The sequence below is a fragment of the Cellulomonas sp. plas2 genome (genome assembly GCF_057221735.1).
Map to the genome: position 1 here is coordinate 2,450,140 of NZ_CM170155.1, position 22,557 is coordinate 2,472,696.

The window sequence follows — 22,557 nt, forward strand, 5'->3', positions numbered from 1 at the left end:
CCGTGCCCATCACCCGTCCGGGCGACGAAAAACCTGCGTCAACGGTGCGTGTCGCCCACGTTTCCTGCCGCGCCTCCTGCCCTGCTACCCCTCGAAGGCCGACATCACGTGCTTGACGCGCGTATAGTCCTCGAACCCGTACATGGACAGGTCCTTGCCGTAGCCGGACTGCTTGAAGCCGCCGTGCGGCATCTCCGCGACGAACGGGATGTGCGTGTTGATCCACACGACGCCGAAGTCGAGCGCACGGGACACGCGCAGCGCCCGGGAGTGGTCCCGGGTCCACACCGAGCTGGACAGGCCGTAGCGCACGCCGTTGGCCAGGCGCAGGGCCTCGTCCTCGTCGGTGAAGCCCTGGACGGTGAGGACCGGGCCGAAGATCTCCTCCTGGACGGCCTCGTCGTCCTGGCGCAGCCCGCCGACGACCGTCGGCTGGACGAAGTACCCGACGTCCCCCTGCCGGTGCCCGCCCGTCAGCACCTCGGCGTGGTCGGGCAGCCGGTCGAGGAACCCCGTGACGCGGCCCAGCTGCGTCTCGTTGTTCACCGGGCCGAACGCCACCCCCTCGTCGTCGGGCGCGCCGGTGCGCTGCGCCCGGGCCGCCTCCGCGAGCGCCGCCGTGAAGTCCGCGCGCACGCGCTCGTGCACGAGCACGCGCGTCGCGGCGGTGCAGTCCTGGCCCGCGTTGTAGAGCCCCGCCCCCGCGATGCCCTCCGCCGCTGCGGCGACGTCGCAGTCGTCGAACACGACCACCGGGGCCTTGCCGCCCAGCTCGAGGTGCACCCGCTTCACCTGCGCCGACGCGGCCTCCGCCACCTGCGCGCCGGCGCGCACCGACCCCGTGATGGCGACCATGTCGGGCCGCGGGTGCGCCACCAGCGCACGGCCCGTGTCCCGGTCGCCGCACACGACGTTCAGCACCCCCGCCGGCAGCACCTCGGCGGCCACCCGGGCCAGCAGGACCGTGGAGGCGGGCGTGGTGTCGGACGGCTTGAGCACCACCGTGTTGCCGGCCGCGAGCGCGGGGGCGATCTTCCAGATCGCCATCATGAGCGGGTAGTTCCACGGCGTGACCTGCCCGACGACGCCGACGGGCTCCCGCCGCACCCAGGAGGTGTGCCCGGCCAGGTACTCCCCCGCCGAGCGCCCCTCCAGGACGCGGGCCGCGCCGGCGAAGAACCGCAGCTGGTCGACGCACGGGGGCACCTCGTCCGTGCGCGTGAGGTGCAGCGGCTTGCCCGTGTCCCGCGACTCGGTGGCGACGAACTCCTCCGCCCGCTCCTCGAGCGCGTCGGCGAGCCGCAGGAGCGCGAGCTGACGCTCCGCCGGCGTGGTCCGCCCCCAGGTCGCGAAGGCCTCGGACGCGGCCGCGTACGCGCGGTCGACGTCCTGCCCGTCGGACAGCGGCGCGTGCGCGTAGACGCGCCCCTTCGACGGGTCGACGACCGGTGTCGTCCGGCCCGACGCGGACGGCACCTCCTGCCCGCCGACCACGTTCGTGAAGGTGACGTCGGGCGTGGCGGGCACGGCCGGCGAGGGGTCGCCGGTCGCGGGGGTGGTGGCGGTGGTCGTCTGGCTCACGCGTGCCTCCGGCGTCGACGGGGTGGACGACCGGCAGGCTAGCCGCCGGGACGGCCGGAGCGGGAGACCCCGGGGGACACCTGTTTCCTCCACGACCTGGGACCGGGGCCGGCGGAATACGCGGTGGAGGGGGGCCACGACGACGGAATCGCTTGCCAGCGGCGCGCCCCTGGGGGAGCATCGTCGCCGTGAGCCACCGCCCCGGCCCCGCCGCCCGGCCCGCCGCCCGCCCGGTGCTGGACGACGTCTCCAAGGCGATCATCGAGCAGCTGCAGGAGGACGGCCGCCGGGCCTACGCCACCATCGGGAAGGCCGTCGGCCTGTCGGAGGCGGCGGTCCGGCAGCGCGTGCAGCGGCTCGTCGAGTCCGGCGTCATGCAGATCGTCGCGGTGACCGACCCGCTCGGCGTCGGGTTCGCCCGGCAGGCGATGATCGGGGTGCGCGCGGACGGCGACACGGAGGCGCTCGCGGCGGCGCTGGCCGAGATGCCGGAGGTGGACTACGTCGTGGTCACCGCCGGCGGCTTCGACGTCCTCGCCGAGGTCGTGTGCGAGGACGACGACCACCTGCTCGAGGTGCTCAACCGCAAGATCCGCCCGCTGCCCGGCGTGCGGTCCACCGAGACCTTCGTCTACCTCAAGCTGCACAAGCAGCTCTACAACTGGGGGACCCGATGACCAGCACGCTGCCCGCCGTCCCGGCCGTGGAGCACCGGGACGAGCACCCGGCCGAGCACCGCACGCCCGCGGGCACGCCCCGCGACGAGGCCGCCCGCCGGCACCTGTGGGGGCACTTCACCACCGCCAGCCAGTGGGACCACGACGTCCCGACGATCGTGCGCGGCAAGGGCCACCACATCTGGGACGACGAGGGCCGCCGGTACATCGACGGTCTGGCCGGGCTGTTCGTCGTGCAGGTGGGGCACGGCCGGGAGGAGCTCGCCGAGGCCGCCCGCAAGCAGGCGGAGCAGCTCGCGTTCTTCCCGCTGTGGTCCTACGCCCACCCCGGCGCCATCGACCTGGCCGAGCGCGTCGCGTCCTACGCGCCGGGCGACCTGGACCACGTCTTCTTCACCACCGGCGGCGGCGAGGCCGTCGAGTCCGCCTGGAAGCTGGCCAAGCAGTACTGGAAGCTCGTCGGGAAGCCCGGCAAGCACAAGGTGATCTCCCGCGCGCTGGCCTACCACGGCACCCCGCAGGGGGCGCTGTCCATCACGGGCCTGCCCGGCATGAAGGCGCCGTTCGAGCCCCTCGTCCCCGGCGCGCACAAGGTGCCGAACACCAACATCTACCGGGCGGAGGACGGCCTGCGCGAGGACCCGAAGGCGTTCGGGCGGTGGGCGGCGGAGCGCGTGCGCGAGGCCATCGAGTTCGAGGGGCCCGAGACCGTCGCGGCCGTGTTCCTCGAGCCCGTGCAGAACGCCGGCGGCTGCTTCCCGCCGCCCCCGGGGTACTTCGAGCGGGTCCGGGAGATCTGCGACGAGCTCGACGTGCTGCTCGTGTCCGACGAGGTCATCTGCGCGTTCGGCCGGATCGGGTCCATGTTCGCGTGCGACGACTTCGGGTACGTGCCCGACATCATCACGTGCGCCAAGGGGCTGACCTCGGGGTACTCCCCGCTGGGCGCGATGATCGTGTCCGACCGGGTGCACGAGCCGTTCCGCAGCGGCGCCGCGACGTTCCTCCACGGCTACACGTTCGGCGGGCACCCCGTCTCGACCGCCGTGGCGATGGCCAACCTCGACATCTTCGAGCGCGAGGGCCTCAACGCGCACGTGCAGGAGAACGCCCCGGCGTTCCGCCGCACGCTGGAGAAGCTCCTCGACCTGCCCATCGTCGGCGACGTGCGCGGGGCCGGGTACTTCTACGGGATCGAGCTCGTCAAGGACAAGGCGACGCGGGAGACGTTCGACGAGGCCGAGTCGGACCACCTGCTGCGCGGGTTCCTGTCCGAGGCGCTGTTCGAGGCCGGGCTGTACTGCCGCGCCGACGACCGCGGTGACCCCGTCGTGCAGCTCGCCCCGCCGCTGACCATCGGCCAGCCCGAGTTCGACGAGATGGAGCAGATCCTGCGCGGCGTGCTCAGCGAGGCCTGGACCCGCCTGTGACGCCGCCGGCGGGGAGCGGCGCGCCGGGACGGCCCGGGGGACGTGCCGGCGGTGGCCGGTCCACCGCCGGCCCCGCCGCCCGCGAGGACCTGCGCGGCCTGTCGCTGTGGTGGGACCAGGTCGCCGACGAGGACCCCGGCGCCCTCGTGCCCCGGCCGCCCCTCGACGGCGACACCACCGCGGACGTCGCCGTCGTCGGTGCCGGGCTGACCGGTCTGTGGACGGCGTACTACCTGCTCGAGGCCGACCCGTCGCTGGAGGTCGTGCTCGTCGAGCGGGAGGTCGCGGGCTACGGGGCCAGCGGCCGCAACGGCGGCTGGTGCTCGGCCCTGTTCCCCACGTCCGCGGCGGCGCTCGCCCGTCGCCACGGGCGCGAGGGTGCACTCGCGCTGCGGGCCGCGATGCGCGACACCGTCGTCGAGGTCGGCGGCGTCGCGGCCGCGGAGGAGATCGACTGCGGCTTCGCGTACGGCGGGACGGTCACCCTCGCCCGGTCGGCGGCCCAGCTCGCGCGCGTGCGGGCGTCCGTCGCCGAGGACGCGGCCTGGGGCGACGAGTCCGAGCTCCTCGACGCGCCGGGCGTCGCCGCGCACGTGCGCGCCGCGGGCGTCGTCGGCGGGGCGTTCACGCCGGACTGCGCCCGCCTGCAGCCGGCCCGCCTGGTCCGCGGCCTGGTCCGCGTCCTCGAGGAGCGCGGCGTGCGGCTCGTCGAGGGCACCCGGGCCCTGCGCCTGTCCCCCGGCGCCGTCGTCACCGACCACGGCACCGTGCGGGCGCGCCACGTGCTGCGCGCGACCGAGGCCTGGACGCCGGACCTGCCCGGCAGCCGTCGGGCCGTCGCCCCCGTCTACTCGCTCATGGTCGCGACCGCCCCGCTGCCGGCCGCCGCGTGGGAGGAGATCGGGCTCGAGCGGGGCCAGACCTTCACCGACGGCCGCAACCTCATCGTCTACGGGCAGCGCACCACCGACGACCGCATCGCCTTCGGCGGCCGCGGAGCCCCCTACCACCTCGGCTCGCGCGTGCGTCCGTCGTTCGACCGCGACGAGGCGGTGTTCGCCCACCTCCGCGCCGAGCTCGTCGCGCTGCTGCCGGTGCTGCGCGGGGTGGACATGACGCACGCCTGGGGCGGGCCGCTGGCCGTCCCGCGGGACTGGCACGCCTCGGTCGGCCTCGACCGCGCCACGGGCCTCGGGTGGGCCGGCGGCTACGTCGGCGACGGCGTCGCGACGACGAACCTCGCCGGCCGCACGCTGGCCGACCTCGTCACGGGGGCCGACTCGGAGCTCGTCCGTCTGCCGTGGGTCGACCACCGCTCCCCGGACTGGGAGCGCGAGCCGCTGCGCTGGGCCGGCATCACCGCGGGGCTGCGCGGGGCGGCCCTCGCGGACCGGGTCGAGGACCGCACCGGGCGCCCGAGCCGGGTCGCCGCGCTGCTGGGACGCCTCACCGGGCACTGAGCCGGGCACCGAGCCGGGCACCGAGCCGGGCACCGAGCCGGCGCCCACCGGGCCGCGGCCGGGCCGCGGCGACCGGGTGCTACCGGCGGACGCGGCGGGCGGCCTCGCGGCCCAGGCCGCCGAGCAGCCGGCGCACCACGAGGTGCACCACCGGCGCGAGGAGCGCCGAGGTCAGGCCGACCGGCAGCGGGCCGGCCAGGTGCACCTCCTCGGACCACGTCACCGTGCTCGCGCCCGCCCCCGTCGGTGCGACCTCCACGGTGGTCGCGCCGCGCAGCACCGGCCCGGTCCGCACGAGGACGGCCCGTCCGGGCCGGCCGTCCTGCGGCGGCTCGAACGTCTCCACCGTCTGCCGGTCGGGCAGGCCCGGCACGCCGCGCGCGGTGAACGGCCCGAGGAGCGCCGTGACGCGGGTGCCGACGCCCAGCGGCAGGCCGTCGACGGCGGTGCGCACGAGCGGGACCCACCGCGGCCGGTTGCGCGGGTCCACGGCCGTGGCCCACGCCTCCCCGAGCGGGAGCGCCACCGTGCGGGCGACGACGACGGGCCGGCTCACCGGCGCGCCAGGAGCTCGCGCGCCCGCACCCGGGCTGCGTCCTCCGCGTCGAGCACCGCCTCCAGCGTGAGCGCGGACGCGGGCGTGCCGGGGTGCTCGTCGAGCACACGCTCCACCGTGGCGACGACGTCGCCGAACCCGATGCGGCCGGCGAGGAACGCCTCGACGCACTCCTCGTTGGCCGCGTTGAGCACGGTCGGGTGCGTGGCCGACGCCCTCACGGCCGCCCGGGCCAGGCGCACCGCCCCGAAGACCTCCTCGTCGAGCGGCTCGAACGTCCACGCCACCGGTGCCGTCCAGTCGTTGGCCGGGGCCGCCCCGGGCACGCGGTCGGGCCAGCCGAGGCCGAGCGCGATGGGCAGCCGCATGTCGGGCGGGGAGGCCTGCGCGATCGTCGAGCCGTCGACGAACTCCACCATCGAGTGCACGACGGACTGGGGGTGGACGACCACGGCGATCCGGTCCTCGGGCACGTCGAACAGCAGGTGCGCCTCGATGAGCTCCAGGCCCTTGTTCACGAGGGTCGCCGAGTTCACCGTGACGACCGGCCCCATCGACCAGGTCGGGTGCGCCAGCGCCTGCCGCGGCGTCACGGCCTTCACCGCGTCGGCGTCCCAGCCCCGGAACGGCCCGCCGGACGCCGTCAGGACGAGGCGTCGGACCTCGCCGCGAGCCCCCGTCCGCAGGGCCTGCGCGATGGCGGAGTGCTCGGAGTCGACCGGGACGATCTGGTCGGCGCGGCGCCGGGCGGCCTGCACGAGCGGCCCGCCCACGACGAGGGACTCCTTGTTGGCCAGCGCCAGGGTGCTGCCGGCCGTCAGCGCGGCGAGCGTCGGGCGCAGGCCGACCGATCCCGTGATGCCGTTGAGGACGACGTCGGCCGGGCGTCCGGCGAGCTCCGTCGCCGCGTCGGGTCCGGCGAGCACCTCCACCGCGGCTCCGGACCATCCGGGGCGCGCGCCCTCGCCGCCGTCCTGCGCCACCAGTGCCGCACGGAGGGGGGCGGCCGCGGCGGGGTCGGCGACCGCGACCACCTCGACGCCGAGCGTCGCGGCCTGGCGCGCGAGCGCCCCCGGGTCCCGCCCACCGGCCGACAGCCCGGTGACGACGAACCGGTCGGGGTTGCGGAGCACCACGTCCTCGGCCTGCGTGCCGATGGAGCCGGTGCTGCCCAGCACCGTGACGCGCCGGGGGGCGGAGGTCACCCCGCCCGTGCCGGAGCCGAGGCCCTCGGCGGCGCCCGCCGGTCCGCCGGTCACTCGACGCCCAGCAGGACCTCGACCGCACGGGCGAGGAACGCGTCGACGGGCCCCTCGGCGTACGCGGTGCGGCCGCGGCGGGCACGGAAGGTGGCGGTGCGCAGCTCGGCGGCCGTCAGCGGCACGCCCTCGTCGAAGTAGTCCACGAGGCGGTGGCACAGGGCGTCCACGTCCGCGGACTCGTACCCGGCCTGCCGTCCGGGCGGCGGCGCGAACCGCTGTCCGTCCGGTCGCCCCAGCCGCGGGTACAGCGTCCGCGCCTGCTCGCCGAGCCGGTCCATCCACGCCGTCTGCCCGTGCTCGGCGACGAACTCCGCCCGCGCCCGGGCGACGAAGGCCGCCTCGAGGCGGTCGAGCGCGGCGTCGACGGCGGCGGTGGAGTAGCCGCCGCGGACGAGCTCGAAGGCGGCGCCGCGCACGTCCTTGCCCGACAGCGCGCCGGCCGGCCCCGACTCGTACACGGTGCGGGCGTGGGAGAAGAAGGCGTCGACCTCGCCCGGGTCGTACCCGCGCCGCAGCCCGGGGACGGTCCGGAACATGCCGTCGCTCACTGCTCCTCCTCGGCCGCCAGCTGCCCGCAGGCTCCGTCGATGTCGCTGCCCCGGGTGTCCCGCACCGTCGTCGGGATGCCGTGCGCGCGCAAGCGTGCCACGAACTCGTCCTCGACCGCCGGGTCGCTCGCCGTCCACTTCGACCCCGGCGTCGGGTTGAGCGGGATGGGGTTGCAGTGCACCCAGCCCTTGCCGCGCGCGTTCAGCTTCTCCCCGAGCAGGTCGGCCCGCCACGCGTGGTCGTTCATGTCGCGGATGAGCGCGTACTCGATGGAGACCCGGCGGCCCGTGGCGTCGAAGTACCGGCGTGCCGCGTCGAGCGCCTCGTCGACCGTCCAGCGCGTGTTGATGGGCACGAGCTCGCTGCGCAGCTCGTCGTCGGGCGCGTGGAGCGACACCGCGAGGGTGACGGGGATGCCCTCCGCGGCGAGCTTGTCGATCGCGGGCACGAGTCCCACGGTGGACACCGTGATGTTGCGGGCGCTCATGCCGAGGCCGTCCGGGACGGGCGCGACGAGGCGCCGCACCGTCTCGATGACCGCCTTGTAGTTGGCCATGGGCTCGCCCATGCCCATGAACACGACGTTGCTGAGCCGGCCGGGGCCGCCGGGGAGCTCGCCGGCCGCCAGGGAGCTGGCCGCGGTACGGACCTGCTCGACGATCTCCGCCGTCGACATGTTGCGCGTGAGGCCGAGCTGGCCCGTCGCGCAGAAGGGGCAGGCCATGCCGCAGCCGACCTGGCTCGAGACGCAGAGCGTGGCGCGGCCGGGGTAGCGCATGAGCACGGACTCGACCTTGGCCCCGTCGAACAGGTGCCACAGCGTCTTGACCGTCGTGCCGCCGTCCGCGCTGAGCGTGCGCACGGGCGTCAGCAGCTCGGGGAACAGCGCCGCCACGAGCGTGTCGCGGGTGCGCTCGGGCAGGTCGGTCATGCGCGCCGGGTCGGCGGTGAGGTGCGTGAAGTAGTGCGTGGCGAGCTGCTTGGCGCGGAACGGCTTCTCGCCCAGCTCGACGACCGCGGCTCGGCGCTCCTCGGGCGTGAGGTCGACGAAGTGGCGCGGCGGCTTGCCGCGGCCCTTCGGCGGGGCCATGACCAGCGGGACGGGCGTGGACATCGAGGATCCCTCCCGGGACGTGTGGGTGGTGCGGTGGGGTGGCGGGGTCCGGTGCGGCCGGACGCCTCAGCCCACGGGGACGAGGACGGCCAGCACGGCCCAGGTGACGGGCGCCGTCAGCAGCAGGCTGTCGAGGCGGTCGAGCAGCCCGCCGTGGCCCGGCACCAGCCGGCCCATGTCCTTGAGCTCGAGGTCACGCTTGAGGAGCGACTCCCCCAGGTCCCCGAGGGTCCCTGCGGCGACCGCCGCGAGCCCGACGACGACGCCGACGAGCGGCGGGGCGTCCAGCAGGAACGTGACGCCGAGGACCCCGACCACCACTGCCAACACCACGGACCCCCCCAGACCTTCCCAGGTCTTCTTGGGGCTGATCGAGGGGGCCAGCGGGTGCCGGCCCCACAGGACGCCGGCGGTGTACCCGCCGGTGTCGTTGGCGACCCCCAGCAGGATGAACAGCAGGACCCGCCACGCCCCGTCGGGCGCCGCCAGCATGAGCATCGCGAACCCGGCCAGGAATGGCAGGTACGCCGCGGCGAACGCCGCCGCCGTCCCGTCCCGCAGCGCCGCCGTCCCCGATCCGTCGAGCAGCCGCCACACCACGCAGCCGCCCACGGTCAGCAGGAACGCGACGAACAGCGCCTCGAGCCCGCCGGTCCAGGCCGAGACCGCCATGCCGACGGTGCCCGCGAGCAGCGGCACGAGCGGCAGGTGCAGGTCCCGCCGCCGGAACGCCTGCGCCAGCTCCCACAACGAGGCGCCGACGGCCAGCACGAGCACGAGGCCGAAGGCCTCCTTGCGCACGAGCAGGGACGCCAGGACCAGCGCGATCAGCGCGACCCCGACCCCGACCGCGAGCGGGAGGTCGCGGCCGGTGCGGACGGTGGAGCCGGTCACGGCGGGCGCGGTCTGCTCGATCATCAGACCTCGAGCAGCTCGCTCTCCTTGCCCTGCAGCAGCGCGTCGATCGTGTCGACGTGCCGCTTCGTGAGGGCCTCGAGCTCCTTCTCCGCGCGCTGCACCTCGTCCTCGCCGGCCTCCCCGTCCTTGACGAGGCGGTCGAGCGTGTCCTTCGCGCGCCGGCGGACCGAGCGCACGGAGATGCGGGCGTCCTCCGCCTTCGTCTTGGCGAGCTTGACGAACTCGCGCCGGCGCTCGGTGGTCAGGGCGGGCAGGACGACCCGGATGACCGAGCCGTCGTTCGTCGGGTTGACGCCGAGGTCGGAGTCGCGCAGCGCCTTCTCGACCGCGGTCATGGACGACTTGTCGAACGGCGCCACGAGCACGGTGCGCGCCTCGACGACGTTGAAGGAGGCCAGCTGCTGCAGCGGCGTCGGGGCGCCGTAGTAGTCGACGAACACCTTGGCGAACATCGCGGCGTTGGCCCGGCCCGTACGGATCGCCGCGAAGTCCTCCTTGGCGACCTCCACGGCCTTGTCCATCTTCTCCTCGGCCTCGAAGAGGGTCTCGTCGATCACAGGGTGCTCCCTTGTCCGTGGGTCGGTGTGGCGGGGTGTGCCGCCCGGCGGGTCCCGGGTGCCCGGGACGGGCGGGTCAGGACGCCGTGACCGACGTCCCGATCTTCTCACCCTGCAGGGCGCGGGTGACGTTGCCGGGCTCCTCGAGCCCGAAGACGCGCATGCGCACGTCGTTGTCGCGGCACATGCTCAGCGCCGTCGCGTCCATGACGGCCAGCCCGCGCACGAGCGCGTCCGTGTACGTCACGTGCTCCAGGCGCTGGGCGTCCGGATCCTTCTTCGGGTCGGCGGTGTAGATCGCGTCGACGCCGTTCTTGCCCATGAGCACCTCGTCGCAGTGCGTCTCGAGGGAGCGCTGCACGCAGACCGTGTCCGTGGAGAAGTAGGGCATCCCCGCGCCGGCGCCGAAGATGACCACGCGCCCCTTCTCCAGGTGCCGGATGGCGCGCAGCGGGATGTACGGCTCCGCGACCTGGCCCATGGTGATCGCGGTCTGCACCCGCGTGGTGACGCCGGCCTGCTCGAGGAAGTCCTGGAGCGCCAGGCAGTTCATCACCGTGCCGAGCATGCCCATGTAGTCGGCCCGCGCGCGGTCCAGGCCGCGCTGCGACAGCTCCGCGCCGCGGAAGAAGTTGCCGCCGCCGCACACGATCGCGACCTGCACGCCCGAGCGCACCGCCACCGCGATCTCGGCCGCGATGCGCTGGACCACGTCCGCCGCGAGGCCGACCTCGCCACCGCCGAACGTCTCGCCCGAGAGCTTGAGCAGCACGCGGCGGGAGGCCGGCGCCTCGCCGACGCGGCGCGCGTCGGTGCCGGTGCCGGTGCCGGCGCCGGCGCCGGCGCCGGCGCCGGTGGTGCCGGTGATCGGCCCGGCCGCCGCGGACGGGGACGGGACGTGCGTGGCGGGGTCGGTCACGGGCGGTCCTCCGGTGCTGGGTCGGTCTGGGGGCTGGGCGCACGGTACCGCGCACCGCCGGGCGCCGGGCGACCGGCGCCGTACGCGGCGGTGGCCCCGCCCCTCACGGAGGGACGGGGCCACGGCCGGCGGGCGTCAGGCGCCGACGCGGTACCGGACGAAGGCGGTGACCGTGCCGCCGGCCTCGGTCAGCACCTGGCCGACCGACTTCTTCGGGTCGCGGGCGAACGCCTGGTCGAGCAGGACGTTCTCCTTGAAGAACCCGTTGAGGCGACCCTCGACGATCTTCGTCAGCGCGGCCTCGGGCTTGCCCTCGTTGCGGGCCGTCTCCTCGGCGATCTTGCGCTCGGACTCCACGACGTCCGCCGGCACCTCGTCGCGCGTGAGGTACTGCGGGGAGTACGCGGCGATGTGCGTGGCGACGTCGCGGGCGACCGAGGCACCTGCGGCGTCGGTGGCGACGAGGACGCCGACCTGCGGCGGCAGGTCCTTGTTGACCTTGTGCAGGTAGACCTCGACGTGCTCGCCGGCCACACGGGCCACGCGGCGCACGACGACCTTCTCGCCCAGCGTCGCGGCCGTCTCGTCGACCACCGTCTGCACCGGGGTGCCGTCGGAGTCGGCGGCCAGCAGCGCGTCGGCGTCGCGGGCGCCGGAGGCGACGGCGGCGGCCAGCACGCGGTCGGCCAGGGAGATGAACGCCTGGTTCTTGGCGACGAAGTCCGTCTCGGAGTTGACCTCGACGAGCACGCCCGTCTGACCCTCGCCGTCGCCGGTGGGGGCGACGTGCGCGGCGACGAGGCCGTCCGAGGCCGAGCGGCCCTCGCGCTTGCCGACGCCCTTGAGGCCCTTGACGCGGATGATCTCGAGGGCCTTGTCGGCGTCGCCGGCGGCCTCCTCGAGCGCCTTCTTGACGTCCATCATGCCGGCGCCGGTCTTCTCGCGGAGCGCCTTGATGTCGGCCAGCGAGTAGTTCGCCATAGGAGTGCTTCCGTCCTTCTCGTCGGGGCCCGCGGCACGGGCCCGGTGGCACCCGTGGGTGCCGGGATGCGTGGTGCGGCCCGGGCCACCCGCAGGTGCGGGCGACCCGGGCCGGGGACGTCAGGCCTGGGAGGGCTCGGCGGGGGCGGCCTCGACGGCCGGCGCGGCGTCCTGGCCCGGCGTCGCGGGCTCGGCGTCGACGACCGTCTCGGCGCCCGCGCCCGCGGCCGGCGTGGCCTCGGAGACGACGGCGTCGGCGGGGGCGGCGTCCGGGACGTCGGCGGCCGGGGCGGCGGGCGCCTCGGTGCCGGCGAGCAGCTCGCGCTCCCACTCGGCCAGCGGCTCGGCCTGGGCCGTCGCGGCGTCGTCCGCACGCCCGCCGCCGGAGCGACGGACGAGGCCGTCCGCGGCCGCGTCGGCGATCACGCGCGTGAGCAGCTGCACGGCGCGGATGGCGTCGTCGTTGCCCGGGATCGGGTAGTCGACCATGTCCGGGTCGCAGTTCGTGTCGAGGATCGCCACGACCGGGATGCCGAGCTTGCGCGCCTCGTCGACGGCGAGGTGCTCCTTGTTGGTGTCCACGATCCACACGGCCGAGGGGACCTTGGCCATGTCGCGGATGCCGCCGAGGGTCTTGCTCAGCTTGTCCTTCTCGCGACGCAGGACGAGCAGCTCCTTCTTCGTCAGGGCCGAGCCCGCGACGTCGTCGAAGTCGATCTGCTCGAGCTCCTTGAGGCGCTGCAGGCGCTTGTGGACCGTGGAGAAGTTGGTCAGCATGCCGCCGAGCCAGCGCTGGTTGACGTAGGGCATGCCCACGCGCGCGGCCTGCTCGGCCACGGGCTCCTGCGCCTGCTTCTTCGTCCCGACGAAGAGGATCGACCCGCCGTGCGCGACCGTCTGGGAGACGAAGTCGTAGGCCCGGTCGATGTAGGTGAGCGACTGCTGCAGGTCGACGATGTAGATGCCGTTGCGCTCGGTGAAGATGAAGCGCTTCATCTTGGGGTTCCAGCGGCGGGTCTGGTGCCCGAAGTGGACACCGCTCTCGAGCAGCTGGCGCATGGTCACGACGGCCATGGCACGTCCTTCCGTCGCGCGCCCGTCGGGGCACGCGCACTCGTGCAGGAGCCCGCACGCGTCGCGCGCACGGGACCTGCGGTCTCGGTTGTCGGCCCGACCGGACGGCCGGGGCCCCTGACGCCGAGCCGGGCAGGCGCCGGGCGGACCCGGACCGTTGCCTGCACCGGTTCCGGACCGCGTGGTCGGGCAGGGCCCGACGGTGACGGCGACCGGATGACGGCGTGCGAAGTCGACCGGCGAGGGCCGGTCGCGTCACCAGGGTACCGGACGCCAGGCCGTGCCCGTACCGGCCCCGTCGCCGATCCGTCCCCAGCCCCGGTCGTGCGGTGCTCGCCCACGGCCCCGGCGGGGGCGCGCTGCTGCGATGCCTGCGGCCAGGCACGGTGCCGGCCATGGTTCCCCGCCGCTCCCCCGCCACCCCCCTGCTGATGGCCGCGCTCCTCGTCGCCGGCGTGGCCCTGCCGCTGCTCGCGGCACCGGCCTACGGAGGGAGCTCGACGACGACCGTCGCGGCGCCGGCCACGACCGCGTCGGCCGCCGAGGGCTGGCGGCTGCCGGTGGCGTCGGCGGTCCTGGCGCCCTTCGTGCGCCCGCCGCAGCCGTGGGCCGCCGGGCACCGGGGCCTGGACGTGCGCGCGGACCCCGGCACGGTGGTGCGCGCTCCCGCGACCGGCACGGTCGGCTTCGCGGGTGTCGTCGCGGGGCGCGCGGTCGTGGTGGTGCGGCACGACGGCGGCCTGCGCAGCACGCTGGAGCCCGTCACGGCGACGGTCCCGGTCGGGACCGTGGTGGAGGTCGGGGACGAGGTGGGCACGGTGGCGGGTACGGTCACGACCGCCGGCGCCTCGCACTGCGCGGACCGGTGCGTGCACTGGGGCGTGCGCGAGGGCGACCGCTACCTCGACCCCGGCGCCCTCGTGGGACGGCTGCCGCGGGTGGTCCTGCTGCCCTGGTGAGCGCCCGGCACGGCCCGTCGGTGCGGGCGGCGTCGATCCGTTCGCCGAACCGTGCGCCGATCCGTGCGCCGACCCACTACCGGTCGCGGGTCAGGCCGCCTCGGCGTCCGTCAGCCGCGTGCGCAGCCGGCCGATGGCGGCGGTGTGCATCTGCGAGATCCGCGACTCGGTCACGCCGAGGACGCGGCCGATCTCGGCGAGGGTCCGGCCCTCGAAGTAGTACAGGACCACGACGAGGCGCTCGCGCTCGCTGAGCTGCTCGACGGCCCGCGACAGCAGGAAGGCCTGCTCCTGCTGCTCGACCGAGCCGGCCGGGTCCTCCGCCCGCGCGTCGCGCAGGGCGTCGCCCAGCGAGGCGGCCGAGGAGCCGTCCTCGCCGCCGAGCAGCTCGTCGAGCGCGGCCACGTTCGTCGTGGCGAGCTGGCTGTAGGTCGCGCGGACCTCGGCGACGGGGAGCTCGAGCTCGGCGGCGATCTCGGGCAGCGTCGGCGTGCGGTGCAGGCGCGCCTCGAGGTCGGCCACGGCGCGGTCGAGCGTGCGCGCCTTCGAGCGGACGGACCGCGGGACCCAGTCGAGCGAGCGGAGCTCGTCGATGATCGCGCCGCGGATGCGGGCGGCGGCGTACGACTCGAACTTCACGGCGCGGTCCGTCTCGTACTTCTCGATCGCGTCGATGAGGCCGAACATGCCGTAGGAGACGAGGTCGGACTGCTCGACGCTGCTCGGCAGCCGCATGCCGAGGCGCCCGGCCACGGACTGGACCAGCGGCGCGTAGTGGAGGATCAGCTGCTCGCGGGAGCGGCGGCAGCCCGTCTCCTTGAACGTCGCCCAGAGCGTGTCGACCTCCGAGCGCGGGGCGTCGGGCGTCGGCAGCTCGGCCGGGGTGCGCTGGGCGGGGATGACGCCGGCCGGCGCGGTCACCGCGGGCGCCACGCGGGCGGCGACGGAGAGAGCGGCGGTCTCACGGGACATCCCGACCGGGGCGGACACGGTCAGGAGGGAACCGGGCTGCGGCATGATCGATCCTGTCTGTTCGGTGGCCCGGCTGACCTCAAGGGTCCCGTGGCTTTGCGTCCCCCCCTCGCGGAGGGTTTGCCGTTTCGCTGACAGTGAGGACTCTAGGCGACCGCACAGCCAGGAGCAATGGTCTGTCCCCACCGAACGGTGGTTTCACCCGCGCCGGGCGGTGCACCTGGGATGACGCGGCTCAAGCCCGCGGGTGCGCGAGCCGATAGGCGGCCCTCAGGCGCTCGGCGGACACGTGCGTGTACCGCTGCGTGGTCGCCAGCGACGCGTGACCGAGGACCTCCTGCACCGACCGCAGGTCCGAGCCCCCCTCGAGCAGGTGGGTGGCCGCCGCGTGCCGCAGGGCGTGCGGGGCCACGTCGGGGACGGCGGCACCGGCGGCGGCCGCGTGCACGACGGCCCGGATGCGCCGCTGGTCCACGCGCCCGCCCCGCGTCCCCAGGAGCAGCGCCGGTGGCGAGCCCGCGACGGCCAGGTGGGGCCGGCCGCGCGAGAGCCACCGCTCGAGCGCCACGGCGGCAGGCCTGCCGAACGGCACGACCCGCTCCTTGTCACCCTTGCCGACGACCCGCAGGAGCCGTCCCACGAGGTCGGCGTCGTCGACGTCGGCCGCGCACAGCTCCCCCACGCGGACCCCGGTGCCGTAGAGCAGCTCGAGGGCGACCCAGTCCCGCAGGGCGAGGGGGTCGTCGCCCGCCGCCCGGTCGCGCGCGCCGTCGACCAGCGCGGCCACCTGCGCGGCCGGCAGCACGGTGGGCAGCGTCACGCGGGGCCGGGCGCTGGCCAGGCGGGCGGCGGGGTCGACGGCGACGCGGCCCGTGCGCTGCGCCCAGGCGAAGAAGGTGCGCGCCGCCGCCGTCCGCCGGGCGAGCGTGCCCCGGCTGAGGTGCGCCGCCGCCATGGCGGCGAGCCACGAGCGCAGCACCGCGAGGTCCACGTCGGCCAGCGTGGCGCTCCCGCGACGGAACGCATGGGACAGCAGGTGGTCGACGTCCGCCCGGTAGGCGCGCACGGTGTGGCGTGCCAGGCCCCGCTCGGCGCCGAGGTGCTCGGCCAGGTCCGCCAGCAGGCGCGCGCGCGCGGGGTCGCCCGGCAGCAGGGGGACGTCGGACACGGGGTCACTGTGGACCGCCTCCCCCGCCCCACCACGGAGGCGCGCGGACGGGCCACGTCAGCTCCCCCGCCCGCGCGACCCGAGACGACCCGCCCTGACGGCGCGTCACGTCGGGACGGCCGCGCGCCACCCGGTGGCGGTCCGCTGCGCCCAGCCGCCGAGCTCGAGGACCGCCAGCGCGTCCTGCGCCTCCCGTAGCGTGACACCGGCCGCAGCGGCGACGTCGCCGTCCGGGCGCGCCACCCGACGGGGCAGCGCGTCGTGCACCCGGGCGGCGACGGGGTCCACGTCCTCCGGCCCCCTGGTCGTCGCGGGGGCACCCGTGAGGGGCGCGCCGGTGTCCGGCGGTGCGTCCGGCGCGTCCACGGTACCGACGGGCTCGACGAGCTCGCGCACGTCGTCGGCGTCCGTCACGAGCGTGGCCGCCTCCTCCCGGACGATGCGGTGGCAGCCCGCCGACGCCGCCGACGTGACCGGTCCGGGAACCGCGCCGACGGGCCGCAGGAGGCCAGCCGCGTGGCGTGCGGTGCTGAGGGCCCCGGACCGCCACGCCGCCTCGACCACGACGGTCGCGCCGGCGATGGCCGCGATGAGCCGGTTGCGCTGCAGGAACCGTGTGCGGGTCGGCAGCGCGCCGGGCGGCACCTCCGCGAGGACGGCCCCGCCCTGCTCGACGGCCGCCGCGAGCAGCCGCGCGTTCCCGGCCGGGTACGGGCGGTCGACCCCGCCGGCGACGACGACGAGCGTCGTGCCGCCGGCGGCCAGCGCTCCCCGGTGCGCCGCCGCGTCGATGCCGTACGCGCCGCCGGAGACGACGACGAGGCCGGCCCGCGCGAGGTCGCCGGCCAGCCGGCTCGCCACGTGCTCGCCGTACGGGGTGGCGGCGCGGGCGCCGACCAGCGCGACGGCCCGCCGCCCGGCCGCCGGCAGCGTGCCGCGCACCCAGAGCGCCGGGGGTGCGGTCTCCCGCAGGTCGTCGAGCCCGGGCGGCCAGTCCTCGTCACCGGGGACCACGAGGCGCCCGCCGGCTGTGAGGTGGTCCCGGAGACCACCGTCGGGCGCGAGGCCGGGCAGGCGGACCGCCCACCGCGCCAGGGCGCGCCGTGCGCCGCGCCGGTCGTCCTCCCCGAGGGGCTCGACGAGGCGGGCCACCACCCCTTCGGGGGAGCCGGCACCCGAGGCGGCCGCCACGGCCGCGCGGACCCCGGCGAGCGCCGCCGGCGCGCCGTGCGCCGCGAGGAGCAGGCCGGCCGCCCGGTCCCCGGGCTCGACGAGCGCGCTCCACACCGCGCGGGCCGTTCGGTCGTCCCCGTCGAGCGCCCGCCGGTCCTCCCGCACCGGCCTGACAACCGAGCCGTTGCCCGCCCGCAGGGGCGTCACGCTCCCGCTCATGCGCCCTGCCCCCGCGTCCGCAGCCACAGCGCACGGCCGAGGTCGGCGCGGTCGGGCGCCACGCGTCCGGCCAGGTCGGCCAGCGTCCACGCCACGCGCAGCACCCGGTCGACCCCGCGCAGGCTCAGCGTGCCGCGGTCCACCGCCCGGTCCAGCTCCGCCAGGACCGCGGCCTCGGGACGCCACCGGGCACGCAGCCACGGGCCGGGGACCTCGCCGTTCGTGCGCCAGGGCGTGCCGCGCAGGCGCTCCGCGGCGGTCGCACGGGCTCCCTCGACCCGGGCGGCCACGACCGCCGTCGCGTCGCCGGGGACGGCGCCCGACCGCTCGGGCAGCACCTCCACCTGCAGGTCGACGCGGTCCAGCAGCGGCCCGGAGAGCTTGGCGAAGTACCGCCGTCGCTGCTCCGCCCGGCAGGTGCAGGCCAGGCCCTTGCCGACGCCCTGGCCGCAGGGGCAGGGGTTGGCGGCCAGCACGAGCTGGAACCGTGCCGGGTAGCGCGCGGCCCCTGCCGCCCGGTGCAGCACGAGCTCCCCGTGCTCGAGCGGCTGCCGCAGCGTCTCGAGGACCGCGGTGCCGAACTCGGGCGCCTCGTCCAGGAACAGCACGCCGCGGTGGGCACGGGACGCGGCGCCGGGACGGGGCAGCCCCGCCCCGCCGCCGACGATGCTCGCCGGGGTGGCGGTGTGGTGCGGGTCCTCGTAGGGCGGGCGGCGCAGCAGTCCCTGGCCGGGGTCGAACGTGCCGGCGACCGAGTGGACGGCCGTCACCTCCACCGCCGCCGCCTCGTCGAGGTCCGGCAGGAGCCCGGGCAGGCGGGCCGCCAGCATCGTCTTGCCGGCTCCCGGCGGGCCGACCATGAGCAGGTGGTGCCCGCCCGCGGCCGCGACCTCGAGCGCGGTGCGGGCCTCCGCCTGCCCCACGACGTCGACGAGGTCGAGCGTGGGTGCCGCAGCCGGCGCGCGGTGCCCGGCGGGCACGGGGACGACGTCCGGGACCCGGACGTCGGCGCCGTGCCAGGCGGCCACCTGCGCCAGCGTGGCCGCGCCGCGCACCCGCGCCCCGGGCACCAGGGCTGCCTCGGCCGCGTTGGCCTCGGGCACGACGACGTCCGGCACACCGGCTGCCACCGCCGCCACGACGGCGGGCAGCACGCCGCGCACCGGCCGCAGCCGTCCGTCGAGCCCGAGCTCGCCCAGGTGCACGGTGCGTGCGGCGGCCACCGGGGCGAGCACGCCGGCGGCGGCCAGCACGGCCACGGCGACGGCGAGGTCGAAGCCCGTGCCGGACTTGGGCAGCCCGGCCGGCGAGAGGTTGACGGTGATGCGACGGTTCGGCCAGGCGATGCCCGAGGCGGCCACCGCCGCCCGGACCCGGTCGCGCGCCTCCGCGAGGGAGGCGTCGGGCAGCCCGACGAGCACGAAGCCCGGCAGGGACGGCGCCAGGTACGCCTCGACGTCCACGAGGTGCGCCTCGAGGCCGACCAGCCCGACGGCCCGGCTGCGCCCCAGGTCCGGGCTCGTCATCGGGACCGGCACCGGGACCGGCACCGGGACCGGCACCGGGGCCGGCGCGGAGACCGGCACGCAGACCGACGCAGGGAGCGACGCCGGGACCGACGCGGCGCTCACGGCGTCACCCCGACGAGGTGCTCCAACCGCGGCGCCCCGGTCCGCGGCAGCACCACGCACACGACGTCGACCCGCACGGCACGCGCGTGCTCGTCGTGCTCCGCGAGCCACAGCGCCAGCAGTCGGCGCAGCCGCGCCAGCTTCACCGCGGTCACCGCTTCCGCGGGCGACCCGTACCGCTGCGACCGGCGCGTCTTGACCTCGACCGCGACGAGCTCCTCGCCGTCGCGCGCCACGAGGTCCAGCTCGCCGGCGCGGCACCGCCAGTTCCTGTCGAGCACCGACCAGCCCGCGGCGCGCAGGTGCGCCTCGACCAGGTCCTCCCCGTACCGTCCCACCACGTCCTTGACCGCCATGCGACCACCTCCGCGCCCGAGGCTGCCGCGCAAGCATCGGCCGAGAGGCGGTGCGGACGCCGGCCCGGGATACGAGCGCGCACGGGGGGGCTGGGGACGGCTCGGTGGCCGCAGGGCGACCGCGTGGTGCCGTCGGTCAGCGGGCGGGGAAGGCGGTGGAGCCGCCGAGGTCCAGCTCGGCCTTCGCCAGCTCCTCGACGTTGACGTCCTTGAAGGTGACCACGCGCACGGACTTGACGAACCGCGCGGACCGGTAGACGTCCCACACCCACGCGTCGGCGAGGGTCAGCTCGAAGTAGACCTCGCCCGCGGCCGACCGCACCTGCAGGTCGACGTGGTTGGCGAGGTAGAAACGACGCTCGGTCTCGACCACGTAGGAGAACAGGCCGACCACGTCCCGGTACTCGCGGTAGAGCGCGAGCTCCATGTCCGTCTCGTAGTTCTCGAGGTCCTCGGCGCTCACGCGCCCATCATCCCCCATGCCGCACGCCCGTCGGACGGCTCCTCGTCGGGCAGCAGGTCGCCGTCGAGCAGCCCGTCGTCCACCAACTCGTCGTCCAGCAGCCCGTCATCCAGCAGCCCGGGAGTGACGGACGCCCCGACGAGGCCGTCGGGCACCGCCACGTCGGGGCCGGGGCCGGACGCGTCGTCGTGCGGTAGGCCGGGCAGCCGCCAGGAGCGCCGGTGCCAGGGGCTGGGTCCGAGCCTGCGGAGCGCGTCGACGTGCTCCGGCGCCGCGTAGCCCTTGTTGTCCTCCCAGCAGTACGCCGGGTGGTCGGGCGCGAGCGCCACCATGAGCGCGTCACGTTCGCACTTGGCCAGCACGCTGGCGGCGGCCACGGACGCGCAGGAGCGGTCGGCCTTGACCCTCATCCGCACCCGCGGCACGACGAAGCCTGCGGGCAGGCCCGGGGCGACGGGCGGCACGGAGGCCGGCACTGGCCTCGTGCCGGGGTCCGGCACCGGGTCCGGCACGGGGAGCGCCACCGGGGCCGGCAGGAGGGCCGGCAGGAGGGTCGGCACCGACGCCCGAGGACCCGTCGCGGCCGGTGGCGGCGCCTCGTCCGCCGGCGGGTCGGCGGCGCTGAACAGGTCCGCAGGGGGCGTCAGCCAGTCGTGCGACCCGTCGAGGATCACCAGGTCGACCGGGCCGCTCACCGCCGTCGCGGCGACGAGCGCGCGCGTCCCGGCCAGCCGCAGCGCGGCCACGATGCCCAGGGCGTCGATCTCCGCCGCGCTCGCGTGCCCGACCGCCCGCGCCAGGCCCCAGCGTCCGAGGGCCGGCAGCAGCGCCCGGCGCGCGGCCGGCGTCAGGAGCTTCGAGTCGGCCACGCCGCGCGGCGCGGTCCGCGTCGTCGCGTCCACCACGACCACGCCCACGCTGACGGGCCCGGCGAGGCTGCCGCGCCCCACCTCGTCCATCCCGGCCACGCGCACGGCCCCCTCGCGCAGCGCGGCCCGCTCGTGGCGCAGGTGCGGCCCGGGCCGGGACGGGCCCGGCGTGCGCGCGACCCCGCCCGTGCGCGTCGGCACGGACGCGCTCACGGTGCGGGGACCTCGGCGAAGGTCGCGGACGGGTTGCGCAGGATCGTCGCCCGGTCGAGGGGCCACACGGTGACGAAGGCGACGCCGACGACGTCGCTGATCGGCACGAACCCCCCGCCGCGGCTGCCGAGGTTGAACCGCGAGTCGGACGACTGCTGCCGGTTGTCGCCCATGACCCACAGCATCCCGTCCGGGACCACCTGGTCGAATCCCGACTCGCTGGGCTGGGAGCCGGGGGCCAGGTAGGGCTCGTCGAGGGCGACCCCGTTGACCGTCACGGGCGCACCCGGACCGGCGCAGGCGACGCGGTCGCCCGGCAGCCCGATGACGCGCTTGACGAGGTGCTCGTCGGAGTCCGACGGCAGCAGCCCGACCCAGGTCATGACCTCCTGCAGGAGGCCCGGGTCCGTCTCGACCGGCGCGGGCAGCCACCCCCCCGGGTCCGCGAAGACGACGACGTCCCCGCGGTGCAGGTCGAACGGTCCGGGCGTGAGCTTGCTGACGAGGATGCGGTCGTCCTCGATCAGCGTGTCGTGCATCGACGGGCTGGGGATGTAGAAGGCCTGCACGAGCAGCGTCTTGACCAGCCACGAGAGCACCAGCGCGCTCACGAGCACGATGGCGGTCTCCCGGACCCAGCCGAGGACGCCCCGGTGGCCGTGGTCCTCGTCGCCGTGGTGGTGGTCGGCGTGGTGGTCGGGTCCCTCGTCGCCGTGCCCGCTCCCGTCGTCGCGCGGGAGCGGCGGGAACGAGGGCGGGGGCGCCGACGCCGCCGCGGGCGCCGAGGGCTCGGACCGGTCCTCGGGGAGCCCGGCGGCGTGCTGCGTCACCGGTCCAGGGTCGCACGCGCGGCGGTGTGCTCGTGCCGCCCAGGTGTGCGGGACGGATCGGGCACGGGGGCCGCGGCGGGACGACGACGGGCGGCCACCCCAGGTGGGGTGGCCGCCCGTCGACGGTGCGGTGCCGGAGGGTCAGCTCGTCTTCGCGGCCTTGGCCGGGACCGACTCGCGCTTCTCCTTGATCTTGGCCTTCTTGCCCCGCAGGGAGCGCAGGTAGTACAGCTTCGCGCGGCGCACGTCACCGCGGGTGACGACGTCGACCGTGTCGATCGTCGGCGCGTGCAGCGGGAACGTGCGCTCCACGCCGACGCCGAAGCTGATCTTGCGGACCGTGAAGGTCTCGCGGACACCGTCGCCCTGGCGGGCGATCACGACGCCCTGGAACGCCTGGACGCGGGAGCGGTTGCCCTCGACGACCTTGACGTTGACCTTGAGCGTGTCCCCGGGGCGGAAGTCCGGGATGTCGGTCCGCAGCGAGGCGGCGTCGAGCTGGTCGAGCGTCTGCATGGTGGTTCGCTTCCTCGTCCCCGCCACAGGTCGGCGGCGTCGTCGTGGGCGCGCGTGCGCCCGGCGATGTCTCGGGGTCCCCGTCACGGGGTGGTGGCGGACCGGGCAGC

23 protein-coding genes and 1 riboswitch are annotated in these 22,557 nt (G+C 76.0%); of the genes, 4 read left to right on the forward strand and 19 right to left on the reverse strand.

Annotation, left to right across the window (positions count from 1 at the left end):
- Nucleotides 1-84: 84 nt before the first annotated feature.
- Nucleotides 85-1,527, reverse strand: coding sequence for an aminobutyraldehyde dehydrogenase (locus AC2TDM_RS10980; protein ID WP_484636443.1), 1,443 nt, complete (start codon nucleotides 1,525-1,527; stop codon nucleotides 85-87).
- A gap of 242 nt (nucleotides 1,528-1,769) precedes the next feature.
- Between AC2TDM_RS10980 and AC2TDM_RS10985 the strand changes: the two genes are divergently transcribed.
- The 3 genes from AC2TDM_RS10985 to AC2TDM_RS10995 are packed head-to-tail and all read left to right on the forward strand — an operon-like array spanning nucleotide 1,770 to nucleotide 5,148.
- Complete coding sequence (locus AC2TDM_RS10985) at nucleotides 1,770-2,258, forward strand: Lrp/AsnC family transcriptional regulator (RefSeq protein ID WP_203708706.1); 489 nt, start codon at nucleotides 1,770-1,772, stop codon at nucleotides 2,256-2,258.
- Nucleotides 2,255-3,688: an aspartate aminotransferase family protein gene (locus tag AC2TDM_RS10990; protein ID WP_090030146.1), complete on the forward strand. Its 1,434-nt coding sequence runs from the start codon at nucleotides 2,255-2,257 to the stop codon at nucleotides 3,686-3,688. The genes AC2TDM_RS10985 and AC2TDM_RS10990 overlap by 4 nt, the downstream gene beginning before the upstream one ends.
- Nucleotides 3,685-5,148 carry an NAD(P)/FAD-dependent oxidoreductase gene (locus AC2TDM_RS10995; protein WP_484634627.1) on the forward strand — a complete coding sequence of 488 codons (1,464 nt, stop codon included), beginning with the start codon at nucleotides 3,685-3,687 and terminating at the stop codon, nucleotides 5,146-5,148. Before AC2TDM_RS10990 ends, AC2TDM_RS10995 begins: the two co-directional genes overlap by 4 nt.
- A gap of 79 nt (nucleotides 5,149-5,227) precedes the next feature.
- On the opposite strand, the gene AC2TDM_RS11000 is transcribed toward AC2TDM_RS10995, so the two are convergent.
- The 9 genes from AC2TDM_RS11000 to rpsB form a co-directional block, all read right to left on the reverse strand.
- Nucleotides 5,228-5,704 carry an SRPBCC family protein gene (locus tag AC2TDM_RS11000; RefSeq protein WP_484634628.1) on the reverse strand — a complete coding sequence of 159 codons (477 nt, stop codon included), beginning with the start codon at nucleotides 5,702-5,704 and terminating at the stop codon, nucleotides 5,228-5,230.
- Nucleotides 5,701-6,909, reverse strand: a complete 1,209-nt coding sequence (gene dxr / locus AC2TDM_RS11005; RefSeq protein ID WP_484634629.1) for a 1-deoxy-D-xylulose-5-phosphate reductoisomerase — start codon at nucleotides 6,907-6,909, stop codon at nucleotides 5,701-5,703. The genes AC2TDM_RS11000 and dxr overlap by 4 nt, the downstream gene beginning before the upstream one ends.
- A gap of 50 nt (nucleotides 6,910-6,959) precedes the next feature.
- On the reverse strand, nucleotides 6,960-7,514 hold the full coding sequence (locus tag AC2TDM_RS11010; RefSeq protein WP_090030142.1) for a DivIVA domain-containing protein: 555 nt from the start codon (nucleotides 7,512-7,514) through the stop codon (nucleotides 6,960-6,962).
- Nucleotides 7,511-8,629 carry a dual-specificity RNA methyltransferase RlmN gene (rlmN, locus tag AC2TDM_RS11015; protein ID WP_484634630.1) on the reverse strand — a complete coding sequence of 373 codons (1,119 nt, stop codon included), beginning with the start codon at nucleotides 8,627-8,629 and terminating at the stop codon, nucleotides 7,511-7,513. Before rlmN ends, AC2TDM_RS11010 begins: the two co-directional genes overlap by 4 nt.
- Nucleotides 8,630-8,695: 66 nt before the next feature.
- Nucleotides 8,696-9,547, reverse strand: a complete 852-nt coding sequence (locus AC2TDM_RS11020; protein ID WP_484634631.1) for a phosphatidate cytidylyltransferase — start codon at nucleotides 9,545-9,547, stop codon at nucleotides 8,696-8,698.
- Nucleotides 9,547-10,104 (reverse strand): ribosome recycling factor, encoded by a 558-nt coding sequence (gene frr, locus AC2TDM_RS11025; RefSeq protein WP_484634632.1) that lies wholly within the window; start codon nucleotides 10,102-10,104, stop codon nucleotides 9,547-9,549. The genes AC2TDM_RS11020 and frr overlap by 1 nt, the downstream gene beginning before the upstream one ends.
- 76 nt (nucleotides 10,105-10,180) lie before the next feature.
- Nucleotides 10,181-10,876, reverse strand: coding sequence for a UMP kinase (pyrH, locus tag AC2TDM_RS11030; RefSeq protein ID WP_484636444.1), 696 nt, complete (start codon nucleotides 10,874-10,876; stop codon nucleotides 10,181-10,183).
- A gap of 282 nt (nucleotides 10,877-11,158) precedes the next feature.
- A complete protein-coding gene (gene tsf, locus AC2TDM_RS11035) occupies nucleotides 11,159-12,004 on the reverse strand; it encodes a translation elongation factor Ts (protein WP_090030134.1) in 846 nt (281 codons plus the stop codon).
- 120 nt (nucleotides 12,005-12,124) lie between these two features.
- A complete protein-coding gene (gene rpsB, locus AC2TDM_RS11040) occupies nucleotides 12,125-13,078 on the reverse strand; it encodes a 30S ribosomal protein S2 (RefSeq protein WP_090030132.1) in 954 nt (317 codons plus the stop codon).
- A 395-nt stretch (nucleotides 13,079-13,473) separates the two neighbouring features.
- On the opposite strand from rpsB, the gene AC2TDM_RS11045 reads away from it, so the two are divergent.
- Nucleotides 13,474-14,037, forward strand: coding sequence for a peptidoglycan DD-metalloendopeptidase family protein (locus tag AC2TDM_RS11045; RefSeq protein ID WP_484634633.1), 564 nt, complete (start codon nucleotides 13,474-13,476; stop codon nucleotides 14,035-14,037).
- Nucleotides 14,038-14,127: 90 nt separating this feature from the next.
- Here the strand turns inward: AC2TDM_RS11045 and AC2TDM_RS11050 are convergent, their stop codons facing one another.
- The 9 genes from AC2TDM_RS11050 to rplS all read right to left on the reverse strand — a co-directional run bounded on the left by AC2TDM_RS11050 (nucleotide 14,128) and on the right by rplS (nucleotide 22,447).
- Nucleotides 14,128-15,054 (reverse strand): FliA/WhiG family RNA polymerase sigma factor, encoded by a 927-nt coding sequence (locus AC2TDM_RS11050; protein ID WP_239078646.1) that lies wholly within the window; start codon nucleotides 15,052-15,054, stop codon nucleotides 14,128-14,130.
- A gap of 15 nt (nucleotides 15,055-15,069) precedes the next feature.
- Nucleotides 15,070-15,144: riboswitch (cyclic di-GMP riboswitch) on the reverse strand.
- 100 nt (nucleotides 15,145-15,244) lie between these two features.
- The gene (locus tag AC2TDM_RS11055) at nucleotides 15,245-16,177 is read right to left on the reverse strand and encodes a tyrosine recombinase XerC (protein WP_090030130.1); all 933 of its coding nucleotides are present in this window, start codon (nucleotides 16,175-16,177) and stop codon (nucleotides 15,245-15,247) included.
- Between the two features lie 105 nt (nucleotides 16,178-16,282).
- The gene (dprA, locus tag AC2TDM_RS11060) at nucleotides 16,283-17,569 is read right to left on the reverse strand and encodes a DNA-processing protein DprA (protein ID WP_484634634.1); all 1,287 of its coding nucleotides are present in this window, start codon (nucleotides 17,567-17,569) and stop codon (nucleotides 16,283-16,285) included.
- Nucleotides 17,566-19,095 (reverse strand): YifB family Mg chelatase-like AAA ATPase, encoded by a 1,530-nt coding sequence (locus AC2TDM_RS11065; RefSeq protein WP_090030475.1) that lies wholly within the window; start codon nucleotides 19,093-19,095, stop codon nucleotides 17,566-17,568. The genes dprA and AC2TDM_RS11065 overlap by 4 nt, the downstream gene beginning before the upstream one ends.
- Before the next feature lie 101 nt (nucleotides 19,096-19,196).
- Nucleotides 19,197-19,556, reverse strand: a complete 360-nt coding sequence (locus AC2TDM_RS11070) for a YraN family protein (RefSeq protein WP_090030128.1) — start codon at nucleotides 19,554-19,556, stop codon at nucleotides 19,197-19,199.
- A gap of 136 nt (nucleotides 19,557-19,692) precedes the next feature.
- The gene (locus AC2TDM_RS11075) at nucleotides 19,693-20,019 is read right to left on the reverse strand and encodes a DUF2469 domain-containing protein (RefSeq protein WP_090030126.1); all 327 of its coding nucleotides are present in this window, start codon (nucleotides 20,017-20,019) and stop codon (nucleotides 19,693-19,695) included.
- A complete protein-coding gene (locus tag AC2TDM_RS11080) occupies nucleotides 20,016-21,101 on the reverse strand; it encodes a ribonuclease HII (RefSeq protein ID WP_484634635.1) in 1,086 nt (361 codons plus the stop codon). The genes AC2TDM_RS11075 and AC2TDM_RS11080 overlap by 4 nt, the downstream gene beginning before the upstream one ends.
- Nucleotides 21,098-21,931 (reverse strand): signal peptidase I, encoded by an 834-nt coding sequence (gene lepB, locus AC2TDM_RS11085; protein ID WP_484634636.1) that lies wholly within the window; start codon nucleotides 21,929-21,931, stop codon nucleotides 21,098-21,100. The genes AC2TDM_RS11080 and lepB overlap by 4 nt, the downstream gene beginning before the upstream one ends.
- Before the next feature lie 141 nt (nucleotides 21,932-22,072).
- The gene (gene rplS, locus AC2TDM_RS11090; protein WP_090030123.1) at nucleotides 22,073-22,447 is read right to left on the reverse strand and encodes a 50S ribosomal protein L19; all 375 of its coding nucleotides are present in this window, start codon (nucleotides 22,445-22,447) and stop codon (nucleotides 22,073-22,075) included.
- Between the last annotated feature and the right edge of the window lie 110 nt (nucleotides 22,448-22,557).